At 37.6% G+C, this 17,369-nt stretch carries 17 protein-coding genes; 15 read left to right on the forward strand and 2 right to left on the reverse strand.

All coding sequences use genetic code 11. The features are described from left to right. Window positions 1-65 precede the first annotated feature (65 nt). The 14 genes from pstC (at window position 66) to JZO71_RS04830 (ending at window position 12,252) form a co-directional block, all read left to right on the forward strand. Window positions 66-986, forward strand: coding sequence for a phosphate ABC transporter permease subunit PstC (gene pstC, locus JZO71_RS04765; protein ID WP_206898440.1), 921 nt, complete (start codon window positions 66-68; stop codon window positions 984-986). Window position 987: 1 nt separating this feature from the next. Next, window positions 988-1,872 (forward strand): phosphate ABC transporter permease PstA, encoded by an 885-nt coding sequence (pstA, locus tag JZO71_RS04770; protein ID WP_206898441.1) that lies wholly within the window; start codon window positions 988-990, stop codon window positions 1,870-1,872. Window positions 1,873-1,887: 15 nt separating this feature from the next. Further along, window positions 1,888-2,694: a phosphate ABC transporter ATP-binding protein PstB gene (pstB, locus tag JZO71_RS04775; RefSeq protein ID WP_206898442.1), complete on the forward strand. Its 807-nt coding sequence runs from the start codon at window positions 1,888-1,890 to the stop codon at window positions 2,692-2,694. Between the two features lie 15 nt (window positions 2,695-2,709). Then, window positions 2,710-3,468 carry a phosphate ABC transporter ATP-binding protein PstB gene (pstB, locus tag JZO71_RS04780; RefSeq protein WP_206898443.1) on the forward strand — a complete coding sequence of 253 codons (759 nt, stop codon included), beginning with the start codon at window positions 2,710-2,712 and terminating at the stop codon, window positions 3,466-3,468. Between the two features lie 12 nt (window positions 3,469-3,480). Beyond that, on the forward strand, window positions 3,481-4,158 hold the full coding sequence (gene phoU / locus JZO71_RS04785) for a phosphate signaling complex protein PhoU (protein ID WP_067483819.1): 678 nt from the start codon (window positions 3,481-3,483) through the stop codon (window positions 4,156-4,158). A 522-nt stretch (window positions 4,159-4,680) separates the two neighbouring features. Further along, the gene (liaX, locus tag JZO71_RS04790) at window positions 4,681-6,252 is read left to right on the forward strand and encodes a daptomycin-sensing surface protein LiaX (protein ID WP_206898444.1); all 1,572 of its coding nucleotides are present in this window, start codon (window positions 4,681-4,683) and stop codon (window positions 6,250-6,252) included. Between the two features lie 168 nt (window positions 6,253-6,420). After that, complete coding sequence (locus tag JZO71_RS04795) at window positions 6,421-6,726, forward strand: PspC domain-containing protein (RefSeq protein ID WP_206898445.1); 306 nt, start codon at window positions 6,421-6,423, stop codon at window positions 6,724-6,726. Then, window positions 6,726-7,079, forward strand: a complete 354-nt coding sequence (locus JZO71_RS04800; protein ID WP_206898446.1) for a phage holin family protein — start codon at window positions 6,726-6,728, stop codon at window positions 7,077-7,079. The genes JZO71_RS04795 and JZO71_RS04800 overlap by 1 nt, the downstream gene beginning before the upstream one ends. Window positions 7,080-7,284: 205 nt before the next feature. After that, window positions 7,285-8,220 (forward strand): HPr(Ser) kinase/phosphatase, encoded by a 936-nt coding sequence (hprK, locus tag JZO71_RS04805; RefSeq protein ID WP_067483827.1) that lies wholly within the window; start codon window positions 7,285-7,287, stop codon window positions 8,218-8,220. An 18-nt stretch (window positions 8,221-8,238) separates the two neighbouring features. Continuing rightward, on the forward strand, window positions 8,239-9,072 hold the full coding sequence (lgt, locus tag JZO71_RS04810; RefSeq protein ID WP_206898447.1) for a prolipoprotein diacylglyceryl transferase: 834 nt from the start codon (window positions 8,239-8,241) through the stop codon (window positions 9,070-9,072). 40 nt (window positions 9,073-9,112) lie between these two features. Next, a complete protein-coding gene (locus tag JZO71_RS04815; RefSeq protein WP_206898448.1) occupies window positions 9,113-10,144 on the forward strand; it encodes an NAD(P)H-dependent glycerol-3-phosphate dehydrogenase in 1,032 nt (343 codons plus the stop codon). Between the two features lie 14 nt (window positions 10,145-10,158). Continuing rightward, window positions 10,159-11,073 carry a UTP--glucose-1-phosphate uridylyltransferase GalU gene (gene galU, locus JZO71_RS04820; RefSeq protein WP_242590405.1) on the forward strand — a complete coding sequence of 305 codons (915 nt, stop codon included), beginning with the start codon at window positions 10,159-10,161 and terminating at the stop codon, window positions 11,071-11,073. 154 nt (window positions 11,074-11,227) lie between these two features. Beyond that, entirely contained in the window at window positions 11,228-11,668 is a 441-nt protein-coding gene (locus JZO71_RS04825; RefSeq protein WP_206898449.1) for a DUF948 domain-containing protein, read from the forward strand. Window positions 11,669-11,670: 2 nt separating this feature from the next. Continuing rightward, a complete protein-coding gene (locus JZO71_RS04830; RefSeq protein ID WP_206898450.1) occupies window positions 11,671-12,252 on the forward strand; it encodes a YtxH domain-containing protein in 582 nt (193 codons plus the stop codon). Window positions 12,253-12,574: 322 nt separating this feature from the next. Here the strand turns inward: JZO71_RS04830 and JZO71_RS04835 are convergent, their stop codons facing one another. Next, window positions 12,575-13,678 (reverse strand): aminopeptidase P family protein, encoded by a 1,104-nt coding sequence (locus tag JZO71_RS04835; RefSeq protein ID WP_206898451.1) that lies wholly within the window; start codon window positions 13,676-13,678, stop codon window positions 12,575-12,577. A 210-nt stretch (window positions 13,679-13,888) separates the two neighbouring features. Here JZO71_RS04835 and ccpA point away from each other — a divergent pair, with 210 nt between their 5' ends. Then, window positions 13,889-14,890, forward strand: coding sequence for a catabolite control protein A (gene ccpA / locus JZO71_RS04840; protein WP_067483841.1), 1,002 nt, complete (start codon window positions 13,889-13,891; stop codon window positions 14,888-14,890). Window positions 14,891-14,989: 99 nt separating this feature from the next. Here ccpA and JZO71_RS04845 read toward each other — a convergent pair whose 3' ends face one another. Further along, on the reverse strand, window positions 14,990-17,335 hold the full coding sequence (locus JZO71_RS04845) for a transglycosylase domain-containing protein (RefSeq protein WP_206898452.1): 2,346 nt from the start codon (window positions 17,333-17,335) through the stop codon (window positions 14,990-14,992). Window positions 17,336-17,369: the final 34 nt, after the last annotated feature.

Raw genomic sequence — 17,369 nt, forward strand, 5'->3', positions numbered from 1 at the left:
ACCAAATTGATGTTTGTTTTGTACACTAAACAAGTATGTTAAACCTGAGCAAGGGGGAGTCATCTGTGGAGGATGTAAAAAAAGTATTATTAACAAAATCGAAGCGTTCAAAAATGGAGCAACGTGGAAAATTTATTAGTTTTCTTTGTATCGCTTTAATTGTTTTAGTGGTATTAGCTATTTTTTATTTTGTTGCAAGTAAGGGGTTAGCAACTTTCTTTGTCGATAAGGTGAATGTGTTCGACTTTTTATTTGGTACGAGTTGGAATCCAAGTCAAGTTGGTCCAGACGGAAAGCCGATGGTTGGGGCATTGCCAATGATCACCGGATCTTTTATCGTGACATTTTTATCTGCAATCATCGCAACACCATTTGCTATTGGAGCAGCGGTTTTCATGACGGAGATTTCACCGAAAAATGGAACGAAAATTTTACAACCAGTGATTGAGCTGCTTGTTGGTATTCCATCAGTAGTTTATGGGTTTATCGGTTTATCTGTGATTGTACCATTTGTCCGTAACGTCTTTGGCGGTACTGGTTTCGGGATCTTGGCCGGAACATTTGTCTTATTTGTCATGATTTTGCCAACGGTCACAACGATGACTGTTGATGCGTTGAAGTCTGTTCCTAGACATTATCGAGAAGCGTCATTAGCTTTAGGCGCAACGAGATGGCAAACTATTTATAAAGTGGTTCTTAGAGCAGCCGTACCTGGAATTTTGACAGCAGTTGTTTTCGGGATGGCACGTGCATTTGGCGAAGCATTGGCGATCCAAATGGTTATTGGGAATGCAGCATTGATGCCAACTAGCTTAACAACACCTGCATCAACGTTGACTTCGATTTTAACCATGGGAATCGGAAACACGATCATGGGCACAATTGAAAATAATGTGTTGTGGTCCTTAGCTTTGATCCTATTATTGATGTCATTATTCTTCAATATTATTATCCGCATGATTGGTAAGAAGGGAGCCTTGAAATAATATGAATGCAAAACGTTCCGATAAAATTGCAACTGGTATTTTATATGCCGTTTCTGGAATCATTGTTTTGATTTTGGCTGCTTTGTTACTATACATTTTAGTACGTGGAATTCCTCATATCTCTTGGTCTTTCTTGACTGAGCCTTCTAAAGCTTATCAAGAAGGTGGCGGTGTGGGTGTTCAACTATTTAACTCAATCTATTTATTATTGATTACAATGATCATTAGTTTTCCCTTATCACTTGGTGCAGGTATCTATCTTTCTGAATATGCAAGTAAGAACTGGCTGACAGATGTTGTCCGTACTTCTATTGAAATCTTGAGTTCATTACCATCTGTCGTTGTTGGTTTGTTTGGTTTCTTAGTCTTCGTTATTCAGTTTCAATATGGTTTCTCTATTTTGTCTGGTGCGTTAGCATTGACTGTGTTTAATCTACCGCTTTTGACAAGAACAGTGGAAGAATCATTACAAGCTGTTCATTACACCCAACGAGAAGCTGGCTTAGCTTTAGGCTTATCACGTTGGGAAACAGTTTTAAAAGTCGTTGTTCCAGAAGCAACACCGGGTATTTTAACTGGTGTCATCTTGAGCTCTGGAAGAATCTTTGGTGAAGCTGCTGCCTTGATTTATACAGCAGGACAAAGTGCACCAGCTCTTGACTTTAGTAACTGGAACCCATTAAGTGTTTCAAGTCCGATTAGTATCTTCCGCCAAGCGGAAACATTGGCTGTTCATATTTGGAAAATCAATACTGAAGGAACGATGCCAGATGGTGCTGCTGTATCAGCTGGAGCATCAGCCGTATTGATCATTGCCGTCTTGCTCTTCAACTTTGGAGCACGCGCGATTGGGAAACGGTTATACCGTAAAATGACTTCAGCCTAAGGAGAAGAAGAAACTATGAAAGAATACAATTTGAATGATACAAATATCATCACGATGCCTCCGGAAAAGAAGATTGCTTTACACACGGAAGACTTACATGTTTGGTACGGTGATAACGAAGCAATCAAAGGTGTTGATTTAGAATTTGAAAAAAATAAAATCACTGCATTGATCGGTCCTTCTGGTTGTGGGAAGTCCACTTATTTACGTTCGCTGAATCGAATGAATGATGGGATTGCAAACACAAAAATCACGGGGAAAATCATGTATAAGGATGTTGATGTCAATGCACCCCAAGTTGATGTGTATGAAATGCGCAAGCGAATCGGGATGGTGTTCCAACGCCCCAACCCATTCAGTAAATCAATTTATGAAAACATCACGTTTGCTTTGAAGCAACATGGCGAAAAAGACAAAAAGAAACTAGATGAAATTGTTGAAACTAGTTTGAAACAAGCTGCTTTGTGGGATCAGGTCAAAGATAACCTTGATAAAAGTGCATTAGCCTTATCAGGGGGGCAACAGCAACGTCTATGTATTGCTCGCGCAATTGCAATGAAACCAGATATTTTATTATTGGATGAGCCAGCAAGTGCTTTGGATCCTATTTCGACAGGTACTGTGGAAGAAACCCTAGTGAATCTAAAAGAAGACTTTACCATCATTATTGTCACACACAACATGCAACAAGCTGCGCGCATCAGTGACTACACAGCATTCTTTTACTTAGGGAAAGTAATTGAATATGATCAAACGAAAAAGATATTTACTAGACCGAAAATTCAAGCAACCGAAGATTATGTGTCCGGTCATTTTGGTTAAAACGGAGGCTTCACTATGACAAAAGAAATTATTTCATCAAAAGATCTTCATTTATATTATGGTAAAAAAGAAGCTTTAAAAGGAATCGACTTAAGTATCAACCAAGGTGAGATTACTGCGATGATTGGCCCTTCTGGTTGTGGGAAGTCCACTTACTTGCGTTCATTGAACCGAATGAATGACTTGATTCCTGGTGTAACGATTACCGGTAGTGTGCTGTATAAAGGGAAAGACATCTACGGTCCTAAAACGGATACCGTTGAGCTACGAAAAGAAATCGGGATGGTATTCCAACAACCTAATCCCTTTCCTTTTTCAATCTATGAGAACGTTATTTACGGGTTAAGGTTAAAAGGTGAAAAAGACAAAAAAGTGTTGGATCAAGTAGTTGAAGAAAGTTTGAAAGCTGCCTCTGTTTGGGATGATGTGAAGGATAAACTGCATAAGAGCGCATTATCTTTATCTGGTGGGCAACAACAACGGGTATGTATCGCACGTGTCTTAGCAGTTAATCCAGAAATTATTTTATTAGATGAACCAACAAGTGCGCTTGACCCTGTTTCAACTGGAAAAATTGAAAGTATGTTGTTAGAATTGAAAGAGAACTATACGATGATTATGGTCACACATAATATGTCACAAGCTTCTCGTATCTCAGATAAGACAGCTTTTTTCTTAGATGGCCATTTAATTGAATTCAATGATACAAAGAAAATTTTCATGAATCCAGAAAAACAAGAAACAGAAGATTACATCTCAGGACGATTCGGATAAGGGGGAAATAAAATGCTACGAACGCAATTTGAAGAGGAATTATTAAACCTTCATAATCAATTTTATGAAATGGGTATGATGGTCAGTAGTGCGGTGCATAAGTCTGTTCGCTCTTATGTGAAACATGACAAAGCCCTTGCACAAGAAGTAATCGAAAACGATACAAATATCAATGATATGGAAATTCGTTTAGAAAAGAAAAGTTTTGAAATGATTGCTTTACAACAACCAGTAACGACAGACTTGCGTATGATTATTACAGTTATGAAAGCAAGTTCTGATTTGGAAAGAATGGCGGATCATGCGGTATCCGTTGCAAAATCAACAATTCGTGTCAAAGGACAAACGAGAATTCCTGAAATTGAAAAAGAAATTTCGGATATGTCGGACTATGTTAAGAAAATGGTTGATAATGTATTGGTTGCCTATGTTAAAACGGATGAAAAAGATGCCCGGACAATTGCAAACATGGACCAACGTGTAAATGAATATTTCAATCGAATCTACAATGCGACAATCAAAAATATGGAAGCTAACCCAGAAACAGTCATTAGCGGAACAGACTATTTGAATGTTGCGAGTTATTTGGAACGTATCGGTGACTATGTGACCAATATTTGTGAGTGGATCGTTTACTTGGCGACAGGGAAGATTACGGAATTGAATACGACCCATGATGAGATTTTTTAAAAAGGTTGTGGCGCAAAACGCTCAGCTCCAATAAATAAGTCTAAATTCCCAGAAATTGTTTCTCAAATTTTTGTGGAATTTAGACTTATTTTGTAGGAGTTGTTTTGGGAACACCGTAGAAAAGGTTGTGGCACAAAGCGTTTAGCTCCGAACAGATAACGAGCAAGTGCTTAAAATAGCTTTCCATGTTTTGAAGTGAGTGCAAGTTATATGGAGGAGTTGCTTTGGGAACACCGTAGAAAAGGTTGTGGCGCAAAGCGTTTATTTTTGACAGGATAGCACGCAAGCACTCCAAAAAGTTAGAGCGAAACAACAAAAAACAAACTTATCTTTAAGGGGCTAAGAGGAAACGCAATTCGTTTTCTCCTAGCCTCTTTTTTTAGTATGATTAAGTAGTAGATGAAATGACGGAAGATGGAGAAAAAGTTACATCTTAAGTCCTATGACATTTTCTTCAAATGAAGGCATAATATGGATGTAAGGAAAAGTTGCAAACAATATTTGCTCAAGGAGGCAATTTCCATGAAAGAAAGAGAACGTATTTTAGATTTAGTAAAAAAAGGAATCCTTTCGACTGAAGAAGGCTTAGATTTGTTAGAAAGTATGGCAACTGAAAAAGACGAAAAGTCAATTAAAAAAGAAGCAGACAAAGTAACTGCTAGTCATAAAGAAAAAGATCAAGTAAGTCAATTGATGGATGATTTTGAAAATGGCGAAGAAGAAACTTTCGCTGATTCTGAAGTCGATCCAAAGGAAAAAGAAAAACAAGACCAAGAAAACTTAGAAAAAATTCTTGATGAATTAGCAACAGAAGCAAACAAAGCATCTGCACATTTAGATGAAGTGAATGCTGAACTACAAGAAAATCGACAAGCACGCAATGACAAACAGGAAGCATTGATGCAGTTGAACACGAAAGAAGAACTAGATGAGTTAACAGCAGAAGAACTTGAGCAACGTCAAACATTGGAAAGTGAAATCCAAGGGTTAGAAGCAGAAGGAAACAAGCTAGTTGAACAACAATTGAAGCTTGAAGCAGAATTAAAAGATATTCGTAAAAATCAATGGTCAGAAACAAAAGATTCAATTGCTGAAAAATTTGAATTACCAGATGATTGGAAAGAACAAGCGACGGACACATTGAACCAAGTGGGTGAAAAAATGTCTGAAGCGGGTAGCCAATTAGGCAAGTTCTTGAAGAAAACGTTCCAAACCGTTTCTGATTCTGTGAACGATAATATGGAATGGAAAGACGTCAATTTACGTGTTCCTGGCATTGCGACAACAAAATTTGAACATGAATTTTACTATGAAGCACCAGAAGCAAGTATTATTGATATTAAAGCAGCAAACGGGAACGTGATTTTGAAAACTTGGGATAGCGAAGATGTCAAAGTAGAAGCAAAAATCAAACTCTACGGAAAAATGACAGCTGAACCATTTGATGCCTTTTTAGAAAGAAGTCAAATTGAAGTCAATGAAGACCACATTTCTTTCCAAATTCCGAATAAACGTGTACGAGCAGATCTTGTTTTCTACTTGCCAACTCGTTTGTACGACCATGTAGCAATCAAGTTACTTAACGGAAATATTACAATCAAAGATCTAGAAACTAAAGACACGTATGCAAAATCAACGAATGGAAATATCCTAATCAATGATTTAACAGCAACTATGTTAGAAATTGAAGGAGTCAATGGCAATATTGACGTGAACCGCGGTCAAATTCTCGACTCAATCATTGAAACAGTCAATGGAACAGTCACCATGGCAACAACACCTGAAAATGTTTCGGTATCATTAGTCAATGGGGATGTCCGCTTGACGTTAACAGAAGACTCGCTAAGAAAAGTTGAAGCAAGCTCTGTCAATGGAAACGTGAAAGTAGCGTTACCGGAAACATTAGGTGTCGAAGGACATGCAAAAACAAGCTTAGGCAGTATCAATAGCCGGATGAGCGAGTATGACGTTGTTCGCGAAAAGAAAGAAAGAACCAATCAAATGTTACAATTCCGTCGTATTTCTGATACAGGGATTGCCCAAGTTCAATTATCAACCACAACAGGAAATATCTTCTTGAAAGATGCTGAGTAAGGGATTAGTAAACAAAAGAAACAGTTACAAGGTGAACAAAGAATAGCCCCTAAAAATGGGCTATTCTGGCTTGTTCATTCTTATCTGTATAGTCCAAAAAAATACGTGGAGCAGACTTTTGTTTCCCGATATTTTCGATTAAAATAGGTAGGACAGAGGTGAAATAGAATGAAAAAAAAATTAACGAAATCAACTGATAATATTGTATTAACCGGTACACTTGCAGGAATTGCAGAGTTTCTTGGTATTGATCCAACCATTGTTCGTGTGGTTTATGTCTTTTTGAGTCTTGTAGCATTTGGCAGTCCAATTATTTTGTACATTTTACTAGCCATCATCATACCGTCTGGTAAATCTTCTCGTACAAACTATGGTCACAATAATGAATATTACCAAAAAAATAATTATCGTGAACAAACGAATAAACGTAAAGAAGCTGAAAAAATCGATGATGATGATTGGAGTGACTTCTAATGTCTTATTTCCAACGAATCGTTGTGAATACTTTGACATTCATTTCACTAGCAGTCATTTTCCCCCAAATGATTCATGTGAGTAGCATTTGGACAGCGGTGTTAGCAAGTTTTGTTTTATCAGTGTTGAACATGTTTGTCAAACCGATTCTAACAATCTTGTCTTTACCGCTGACCTTAGTTACGTTTGGATTGTTTAGCTTTGTAGTGAACGCAGCAATTTTAAAATTGACTTCCTTCTTTGTCGGAGCAGCCAATTTTGGATTTGCATCATTTGGCGCAGCATTTCTAGTAGCAATTGTTATGTCATTAGTAAATGTTGTTGTTAGTGAGCATAATTTAAATCGTCAGTAACTATGAAAAGAGAATGACTAAAAAATCAGCATCTCTTTGTTTAATAAAAGAAAAAAGGAGATTGCAGGGAAAGTTCAACAGACTTTTCTTGCAATCTTTTTTTATTTGAAAAAGAAATAAACCGTTTTTTTTATTTGGTAGTAAGTTTGGGTAGACAATGATAAAATGAAAACGAACACCCTAATAGAAATGAGGTAGCATGAATATGGCAGAAGTAGTTAAAGTTAGCCAACTGGTTGAAAAATTATCTTTAGAAATCGTGACCGGCGATGAAAAAAGTTTAGAACGTGTCATAGTCACAGGTGACATTTCACGTCCAGGCTTAGAATTGACTGGTTATTTTAGTTATTATTCACATGATCGGCTTCAGTTATTTGGAAGCAAAGAAATTAGTTTTGCAGAGCGCATGATTCCAGAGGAACGTTTGATGATCATGAGACGCTTATGTAGCGAAGATATGCCCGCGTTTATTATTTCCAGAGGTTTATCTGCACCAGAAGAAATGATTCAGGCTGCAAATGAACATGGGATGGCTGTCTTGCGTTCACCAATTTCAACATCACGTTTGTTAGGAGAACTTTCTAGCTATTTAGACGGACGATTAGCACCACGAACAAGCGTCCATGGTGTTTTAGTGGATGTTTATGGCTTAGGTGTCTTGATCCAAGGTGATAGTGGGATTGGTAAGAGTGAAACAGCGCTAGAATTGATCAAGCGTGGTCACCGTCTGATTGCAGATGATCGAGTAGATGTTTATCAACAAGATGAACTGACTGTGATTGGTGAGCCACCAAAAATCTTGGAGCATTTGATTGAGATTCGTGGAATTGGGATCATCGATGTCATGAACTTGTTTGGTGCAAGTGCGGTACGTGGGTCGATGCAAGTGCAATTGGCAGTCTATTTAGAGGCTTGGGCGAAAGATAAAAAATATGATCGGTTAGGTTCGGAAGATACGTCGGTTGAAATTGCAGAAGTTGGCATCCCACAAATCAAAATCCCAGTTAAGACTGGGCGAAATGTGGCTATCATCATTGAAGTTGCTGCGATGAACTTCCGCGCGAAAACAATGGGTTTTGACGCAACAAAAACATTTGAAGAACGATTAAGTCGTTTAATCGAAGAAAATTCAGGAAATTAATAAATAAGGAGTGACAAAATGCTCGCACAAATCAATCGAGTAGCGTTTGAGCTTGCCGGAATCCCTATTTATTGGTATGCATTGATCATTGTTTCAGGGATCATTATTGCCATGTGGCTAAGCACCAGAGAAGCAGTCAGAGTCGGTATGAAAGCAGATGACGTAACTGATTTCATGCTATGGGGATTACCACTTTCAATCATCGGCGCTCGTTTATATTATATTCTTTTTGACTTACCTCAATATATTGCAGACCCAATCCAGATTTTTAATATTCGCTCGGGTGGGCTAGCAATTTATGGTGGACTGATCGCTGGTGGACTTACAATGTATTTCTTTACCAAGTATCACTTTATCTCACCGTGGACTTTTCTGGACATCGCAGCACCTAGTGTGTTGCTTGCACAAGCCATTGGTCGATGGGGAAACTTTATGAATCATGAAGCGTTTGGACCAGAAACAACTCGTAGCTTTTTAGAAAGTCTACATCTACCACAGTTTATTATTGAAAATATGTACATTGATGGGGCGTTTCGTCAACCGACTTTTCTCTATGAATCTGTGTGGAGTTTGCTTGGCGTCATCTTGTTATTGATATTGAGAAAACGACCACATCTGCTTAAAAAAGGAGAAGTTTTTCTTTTGTATCTTATCTGGTACAGTTTCGGACGTTTCTTTATCGAAGGACTTCGAACAGATAGCTTATACTTCTTAGATGTCATTCGTATTTCTCAGCTGCTTTCAGCGGTACTATTTATTGGAACCATCGTCGTATTCATTTTACGTCGTAAAAAAGATAAACATTTAACAGATTATGATCGAAGTTTTGGTGAGAACCAATCAATTATTTAAATGATCAAGCAAACAATGTTCCGTGCAAAGGAGTGATTAAATGCAACAAAAAATCGCAGTGTTAGGTCCTGGGTCATGGGGGACGGCACTAGCCCAAGTGCTTGCAGAAAATGGTCATGATGTAAGGATCTGGGGTCACCGGGCAGAACAAGTAACTGAAATCAACACAAAGCATACGAATCAACGATATTTACCAGAACTGAAATTAGCAACATCTATTCGGGCTTTTACTGAAATGGAAGAAGCTTTAGCTGAGGTAGATACTATTTTGTTCGTGGTGCCAACGAAAGCCATTCGCTCTGTTGCGCAAGAAGTAGTAATAAAAATGACACCAAATACGAAGCCTGTCATCATTCATGCCAGCAAAGGATTGGAACAAAAGACCCATAAGCGCATTTCAGAAATTTTATTAGAAGAAATTCCAGTGGAACAAAGAAAAGCAGTCGTTGTCTTATCTGGCCCAAGTCATGCTGAGGAAGTAGCCAATCATGATATCACGACAATCACAGCAGCAAGTACGAATACAGAAGCTGCAAAATACGTCCAAGAATTATTTATGAATGACTATTTCCGAGTTTATACCAATCCTGACGTTATCGGAGTTGAGATGGGAGCAGCGTTGAAAAATATTATTGCAATCGGCACAGGAGCCATTCATGGGCTGGGTTTTGGCGATAATGCTAAAGCTGCAATCATGACACGAGGTTTAGCTGAAATCAGTCGTTTAGGCGTTGCAATAGGTGCTAACCCTTTAACCTTCATCGGATTGAGTGGTGTTGGTGATCTGATCGTCACAGGGACGAGTGTTCATTCTCGTAATTGGCGAGCAGGAAATTTATTAGGACAAGGGCAAAAATTACCCGAAGTATTGGAAAATATGGGGATGGTGGTTGAAGGTGTCAATACGACACAAGCAGCTATGGAATTAGCCCATAGTATGGGTGTGGAGATGCCGATAACACAAACGATTTATGAAGTTCTTTATGAAGGAAAAGATATCAAAAAAGCAGCAAAAGAAATTATGTTACGTGATGGAAAAGTTGAAAACGAATTTTCATTAACTATTTTTTAAAGGAGTCGTCAATCATGAAAGTAAAAAAAGCAGTTATTCCAGCAGCCGGATTAGGAACAAGATTTTTACCAGCTACGAAAGCAATGGCAAAAGAAATGTTACCAATCGTGGACAAACCAACGATTCAATTTATCGTCGAAGAAGCATTGAAATCAGGAATTGAAGATATTTTGATTGTTACTGGAAAAGCTAAACGTCCAATCGAAGATCATTTTGATGCTAACATTGAACTAGAAACCAATCTTCGTGAAAAAGGAAAAAATGATCTATTGAAATTGGTTGAAGAAACAACGGATGTCAATCTACATTTCATCCGTCAATCTCATCCTAAAGGGTTAGGACATGCTGTTTTGCAAGCCAAAGCTTTTATTGGGAACGAACCATTTGTTGTCATGCTTGGTGATGACATCATGGAAGACGAGATTCCGTTAACACAACAATTAATCAATGACTACGAAGAAACGCATGCTTCAACCATTGCTGTTATGGAAGTACCACATGAAGAAACATCAAAATATGGTATTATCAATCCTGGTGGCGAATTAGAAAAGGGTCTTTATAATGTGAAAAACTTTGTAGAAAAGCCAGATCCAAGCAAAGCACCAAGTGACTTAGCAATCATTGGTCGTTACTTGTTGACCCCAGAGATTTTTGATGTTTTAGAAAACCAAGAACCTGGTGCGGGAAATGAAATCCAATTAACGGATGCCATTGACACCTTGAATAAAACACAACGCGTCTTCGCTCGTCAATTTACAGGTCAACGTTTTGATGTGGGAGACAAATTTGGGTTTATGAAAACAAGCATTGAATATGGATTAAAACATCCAGAAGTTGGTGCGCCATTAAAAGAATATATCATTGAGTTGAGCAAAACATTAGCAACTCCAGCAAAAGAAACAAAAAAAGTTGAATCAAAAGAAAAATAAATTACTTTTGCGTAAGAAAAAGCTTCAACTACTCATAGTTTACTAGTAGTTGAGGCTTTCTTTTTTATAAAAACAAGAATTAGTAGTATTTTATTTGTCTAAAAAAATGGGAAATGCTATTCTTAAGAGGAGAGACAAGGGAAGGAGACTGATTATGACAGGCGGAGAAATCGCAGGATTGATTGCAGCAATTGCCTTTGCTGTGTTAGTAGTATTTTTAGTACGAATTTTGATGCAAGTATCAAAAACGTTAGAAAAAGTGGATAAAACTGTTGCAGAAGCAAATACAACGATTGCCATTGTAACAAAAGATGTGGATATCTTATCACGACAAGTAGAAGGTCTACTTGTGAAAAGTAATGACTTGCTTGAAGATGTCAATGGAAAAGTTGCAACAATTGATCCATTGTTTACAGCTGTAGCTGATCTAAGTGAAAGTGTTTCAGAATTGAATTCTTCAAGTAAAAATTTGGTAACAAAAGTTGGCGGCATTGGAAAGACAACCGCTAAGGCAACGGTTGCTGGAAAAGTCGGCGGAACAGCAATGAAATTTTTTAAAAATAAAAAACAAGATGAACAGACAGGAGGAATTTAAATATGGCTAAAAAAGGTGGATTTCTATTAGGTGCAGTAATTGGTGGAACAGCAGCGGCAGTGGCAGCATTATTGTTAGCACCAAAATCAGGAAAAGAGTTACGTGACGAGTTAGCAGCACAAGCAGATGATTTATTGGATGCAGCTTCAGATTATACTGATCTTGCAAAAGAAAAATCTGCAGAATTAACAGATATCGCAAAAGAAAAAGCGGCAGATCTTTCACAACAAGCAGGTGAGTTAGCTGGAAATATCAAAAATAAAGTCGATCAAACGACAGATCTAGTAAATGATGAATCAGATGATATTTTAGTTAATTTAAAAGAACAATCAGCAGATCTATCTGATCGTTTTAAAAAATCAGCAGACGAACTAAAAGAGCAAACAGCAGACTTAGGTAGTCTTGCAAAAGACACAACAGCAGATATTGCAGGAGATGTGAAGGATTCTGCAGTACAAGCAAAAGAAACAGTCAAAGATGGCGTTGCAGAAGCAAAACCTGTCGTTGAAGATGCAAAAGATTTAGCAGGCATGGCAAAAGAAGATGTGAAAGATGCTGCTAAAAAGGTTGTAGAAGAAAAATAAGCTATGTTGTTAAAAAAGGCAGGTCGGAAATTATTCCGACCTGCCTTTTTTTGTGCATCGTGGAGTGAAATCAATTTAAGCAATCTGTTTCTTTGTTTGCTGAATGCCATTTGTAAAATGAGACTCTGTGCACTACAACTTTATTTATGATGTTCTTCAAACATCTTTACTGCTTGAAGCTAACCACTCGGTGCCACAACCTTATTCACGGTGTTCCCCAAGCAACTTCCACGGCAATAAGTCCTCTTGTCATAAAAACATAGGAAGCTATTTTTAGACAATCATCCTTATTGCTTGAAGCTAACCACTTAGTGCCACAACCTTATTCCAGAATCAACAAATCTTTTGGCGTTGTCGTAAATGGCACACACCCATCTTTCGTCACATAAACACAATCTTCAATACGCACACCAACTTTTTCAGGAATATAAATACCTGGTTCAAGAGAGAAGCACATACCTTCTTCAATAACTAAATCGTTACCTTCAACTAAAGATGGATATTCATGAACAGTTGTGCCAATCCCATGTCCTAACCGATGGTTGAAGTATTCACCATAGCCATAGCTATCAATTACACCGCGAGCAATCTGATCCAATTCGCCAGCAGTAATTCCAGGACGAACAGCGTCATGAGCTGCTAGCTGAGCTTCTAACGTGATATTGTAGATTTTTTCTTGGAATTCAGTTGGTTTTTTGTAAGCAATCGTTCGAGTTGCATCACTACAATAACCGTCCCAAACAACACCTAAGTCGAATAGTACAAGTTCGTTAGGTTTTACAGGAGTATTTCCTGGTGCACCATGAGGACTAGCCGCGTTTTTTCCAGCTAAAACTAATGTATCAAAAGACATTTGTGAAACGCCTTGTTTTTTCAATTGGTATTCAATTTCGGCAATGATTGCTTGTTCTGTAATACCTTCTTTTACTGCTTGGAAGCCAATTTCAAAAGCAACATCTGCCCATTTTCCAGCAGCAATCAACTTATCTTTTTCTTCAACTGTTTTGATCAATTGCAAACGTTGAATCACTGAAGTCAAGTCTGTAAAGAAATCTGTACCAGATAAAATATCTGACATATAGTCAAAACGTTCAACGGTCAAAGCATTTTTTTCAATCCCGACATTACCAGGTTGACCATAGCGTGTGCGAATTTCTTTACCAATGATTTCCCAAGGGTTTTCACTATCAAGGTAACCGCGAACATCGAATGTCCAACCACTATTTTTGGCATCATCCACTTCTAAAGCTGGCGTGAATAAAAATGGGTCTTGTTCTAATGGAATGAATAACGCAAGCACCCGTTCGTGGGGATCGCTTTCGTAACCTGAGAAATATGCGATATGTCCAGGATCACTGATGTAAGCAAGCTCAACCTGATTATCTGCCATCCATTGACGCAATTCATTGATTTTTACATTGTTCATTTAGCTTCCTTCTTTCTGATAATTCAAACTATTTCTCATTGTAACATTAAATTTTTCGAAAGACCATTCCGATAAATTGAAAGAAAAACATAATTTTCATGAAAACACTGTTAAAACGGTTGCAATCCATAAAATAATTTGATATTCTAATTTAGAAATGTAAGTCGTATTTTCAGAAAAAATCAGATAAATAAGAACGGGAGAACACAAATGGAAAAACAAACAATTACTATCTACGATGTAGCTAGAGAAGCAAATGTGTCAATGGCAACTGTTTCACGTGTAGTGAACGGAAACCCAAATGTTAAACCTGCGACACGAAAGAAAGTTTTGGAAGTAATCGATCGTCTTGATTATCGACCAAATGCTGTTGCGCGTGGACTAGCAAGCAAAAAAACTACTACTGTTGGTGTAATCATTCCTGATGTCAGCAATATGTTTTTTGCTTCATTAGCTCGAGGAATCGATGATGTTGCAACAATGTACAAATACAATATTATTTTGGCTAACTCAGATGGTAACGACCAAAAAGAAGTAAACGTGCTAAACAACTTGTTAGCAAAACAAGTTGATGGTGTGATTTTTATGGGTCATCATATTACGGATGAAATCCGCGGCGAATTTTCTCGCTCAAAAACACCAGTTGTTTTGGCTGGCTCGATTGACCCAGATGAACAAGTAGGTAGTGTAAATATCGATTATACTTCTGCAACAAAAGATGCAGTGAATCAATTAGCTAAAAACGGCAATGAAAAAATTGCTTTTGTTAGTGGTGCACTAATTGATCCAATCAATGGTCAAAACCGTTTGAAAGGGTACAAAGATGCATTGAAAGAAAACAACTTACCTTACAGTGAAGGGTTGATTTTTGAAGCAAGTTATAATTTCAAAGATGGTTTGTCATTAGTTGATCGTATCCATAACAGTGGAGCAACTGCTGTGTACGTTTCAGATGATGAATTAGCGATTGGCATTTTAGATGGCATGCTAGATAAAGGAATCAAAGTTCCAGAAGAATTTGAGATCATTACAAGCAACAATTCATTGTTAACAGAAGTAGCTCGTCCTCGTTTGACAAGTATTACACAGCCTTTATATGATATTGGCGCAGTTTCAATGCGTTTGTTGACAAAAATGATGAACAAAGAGGAAGTTGAAGAAAAAACAATTGTTTTACCTTATGGAATTGAAGAAAAAGGTTCAACAAAATAATTTTTGATTGAAAGTTAGCCATGGGCAATCCATTTGATTGCTCATGGCTATTTTTTATCACAAAATAAAAACCCACGACACCTGTCATGGGTTTTGCTTTTAATCGTTATTCTTTTTGGCATCTTTTGTTTTGGAAGTAGCTCGTGCATAATTTGAAGCTGTTTTCCAATAATCAGTATAATTTTCATCTGTTCCACCAATACCAAATTTAAAGGTACTCTTTTCTGGCTCATTTTTTGCCCAGAGAGATTCAACCGTATTACTTGGTGTTTGGATCGAGCGTTTATTAACTGTGACTTTTCCAGGAAGTTGACCAGTAAAGGAAGCAACTTTTTCTTTTTTGATATCAGAGGAAAGTTCAAATTTTTCTTGTGTTGCAAAAACAGTTGGATTCGTTTGATAGACACGATTGATTAAATAAGCTAAATAGTTTGCGGAACGTTTTCCGGCCTGATTATCCATTGGCGTGTTATCATCGTGTCCCGACCAACTACTAATTGTAATTGATGGCGTTGAAACAATTAACCAAGAATCACGATATTCATTGGTCGAACCAGTTTTACCAACCCAATCAGCATTTCCTAATGTACCATCTAGATTTGTAATCACTTCTTTAAATGGTGTAGTGATTTTTTGATCTAATACACTGCGCATTAAGTTATTCATAATTGAAGCTGCTGCTTCTGAATAGATACGTACAGGCTTTTCTTCATGTTTGTAAATAACGTTTCCTTCGTTATCTGTGATTGAATCAATCAGATAGCCTTCTTGATAAACTCCATTATTAGCTAACGTTTGAAAGCCATTTGTTTGCTGAAGTGTAGTCACTTCTACAGTTCCTAGTGGCGCAGACTCAACACCCCAGTTATCGTTTTTCGGATAGTTCATCTTAGCCAAATAGTTATCATAAGCAGATTGTTTTGATCCACCTGAATCAAGTACATCTTGATACAAATGATAGGCAGGTATGTTATTTGACCAGTCTAAAGACTCACGAATTGTTTGGAAGGTGTTGAGATGCTGATTGGTTGCATTCACAATCTCCTCACCAGAATTTGCGCCTTCTTTCCAAGTTGTTGTGTAGTTAGAAATTCGTGATTCGGAACCAACTAGGCCCATATCAATCGCGGGTCCATAAACCAGCACTGGCTTGATTGAAGAACCTGCTTGTCGCATCATATCGAAGGCATGATTATTTTGACTTTGAGCATAATCGCGACTGCCAACGAAGCCATAAATCCGACCTGTTCGATTGTCCATCAATACATTTCCCGTTTCGACACGAGTACCAGAAACGTCATCTAATAGATAACCATAATTTGCAACGGCATCCTGCATAGCTGCATAAATATCTTTATCAATGGTTGAATGAACGGTATAACCTTTATTTTGAATTGTTTGTTGTGCTTTTTGATAATAAGCATCATACGTTTTACTCTCAGCAAGGTCAGCATTATCTTTTTCGGCTAGTTGCTTAGTTACAATTTCAGTTGCATTATTCATAACAGTATAATAGAGAAATTCACGATCATTTTGTTCAGCAATTTGCTGTGGTAAGAAATCTTTAGTCAAATCGTAAGCTTTTGCTGCTTCGTACTCTTCTTTTGTAATTTTCTTTTCACGATACATACTGAATAAAACAAAATCTTTTCGTTCGAGTCCGTCTGAAACGTCTTCTTTCAAAGCACCAGTATTCGTGTAAGGACTATAAGTAATCGGACTTTGTGGTAATCCAGCAATAAAGGCAGCTTGCGGTAGAGAAACATCTTTTGCATCTACACCAAAAATTCCTTTTGCAGCTTCTTGCACACCTGCGATATTTTGTCCTTTGTTATTTCGGCCAAAAGGAGAAACGTTCAGATAAGTTGAAATAATCTCATCTTTAGAAAAATATTTCTCGACTTGTGCCGAAAGTAAAATCTCATTGGCTTTTCTTTTAAAGGTTGTTTCGTCAGTTAAGATTTGTTGCTTAACTAATTGCTGTGTCAATGTTGAACCACCGGAAGAACCAATCCCAGTAGCTTCAGAAACTAAAGCACGCAAGACTGCTTTAGGTACAAAGCCGTCATGTTCATCAAAATACTCATCCTCTGTACTAATAATCGCTGTTTTTAATAGGGGAGAAATCTTGTCTGAAGCAACGGTTGTTCGCATCAAATCTGTTTGAATGGTGGAAATTTCACTGTTATCTGAATAGACAAGCTTAGATGTTTCTGTGATGTTGCCTAAGTCAGTCTGCAGTTCTTCTTTTGTTGGTGTCTGGGTGTCTTCAACAAGGTAAGCAAAATAACCAGCCCCAATCCCGAGGCCAAGTGCACCAGCTAGTAACAAAAGTACGACAATCACGACTGCTAACGACTGAAAAACTCTAAAAATAATTTTAGGAATAAACCATTTTTCAGTGTTCGCGTGTTTCTTCCTTTTTTGAATATTTTTTTGTGGCAAAAGAGTCACCTCAACTATTGAATTATTTCGCTAA

The sequence above is a fragment of the Candidatus Enterococcus courvalinii genome, assembly GCF_017315945.1.
GTDB lineage: Bacteria > Bacillota > Bacilli > Lactobacillales > Enterococcaceae > Enterococcus_B > Enterococcus_B courvalinii.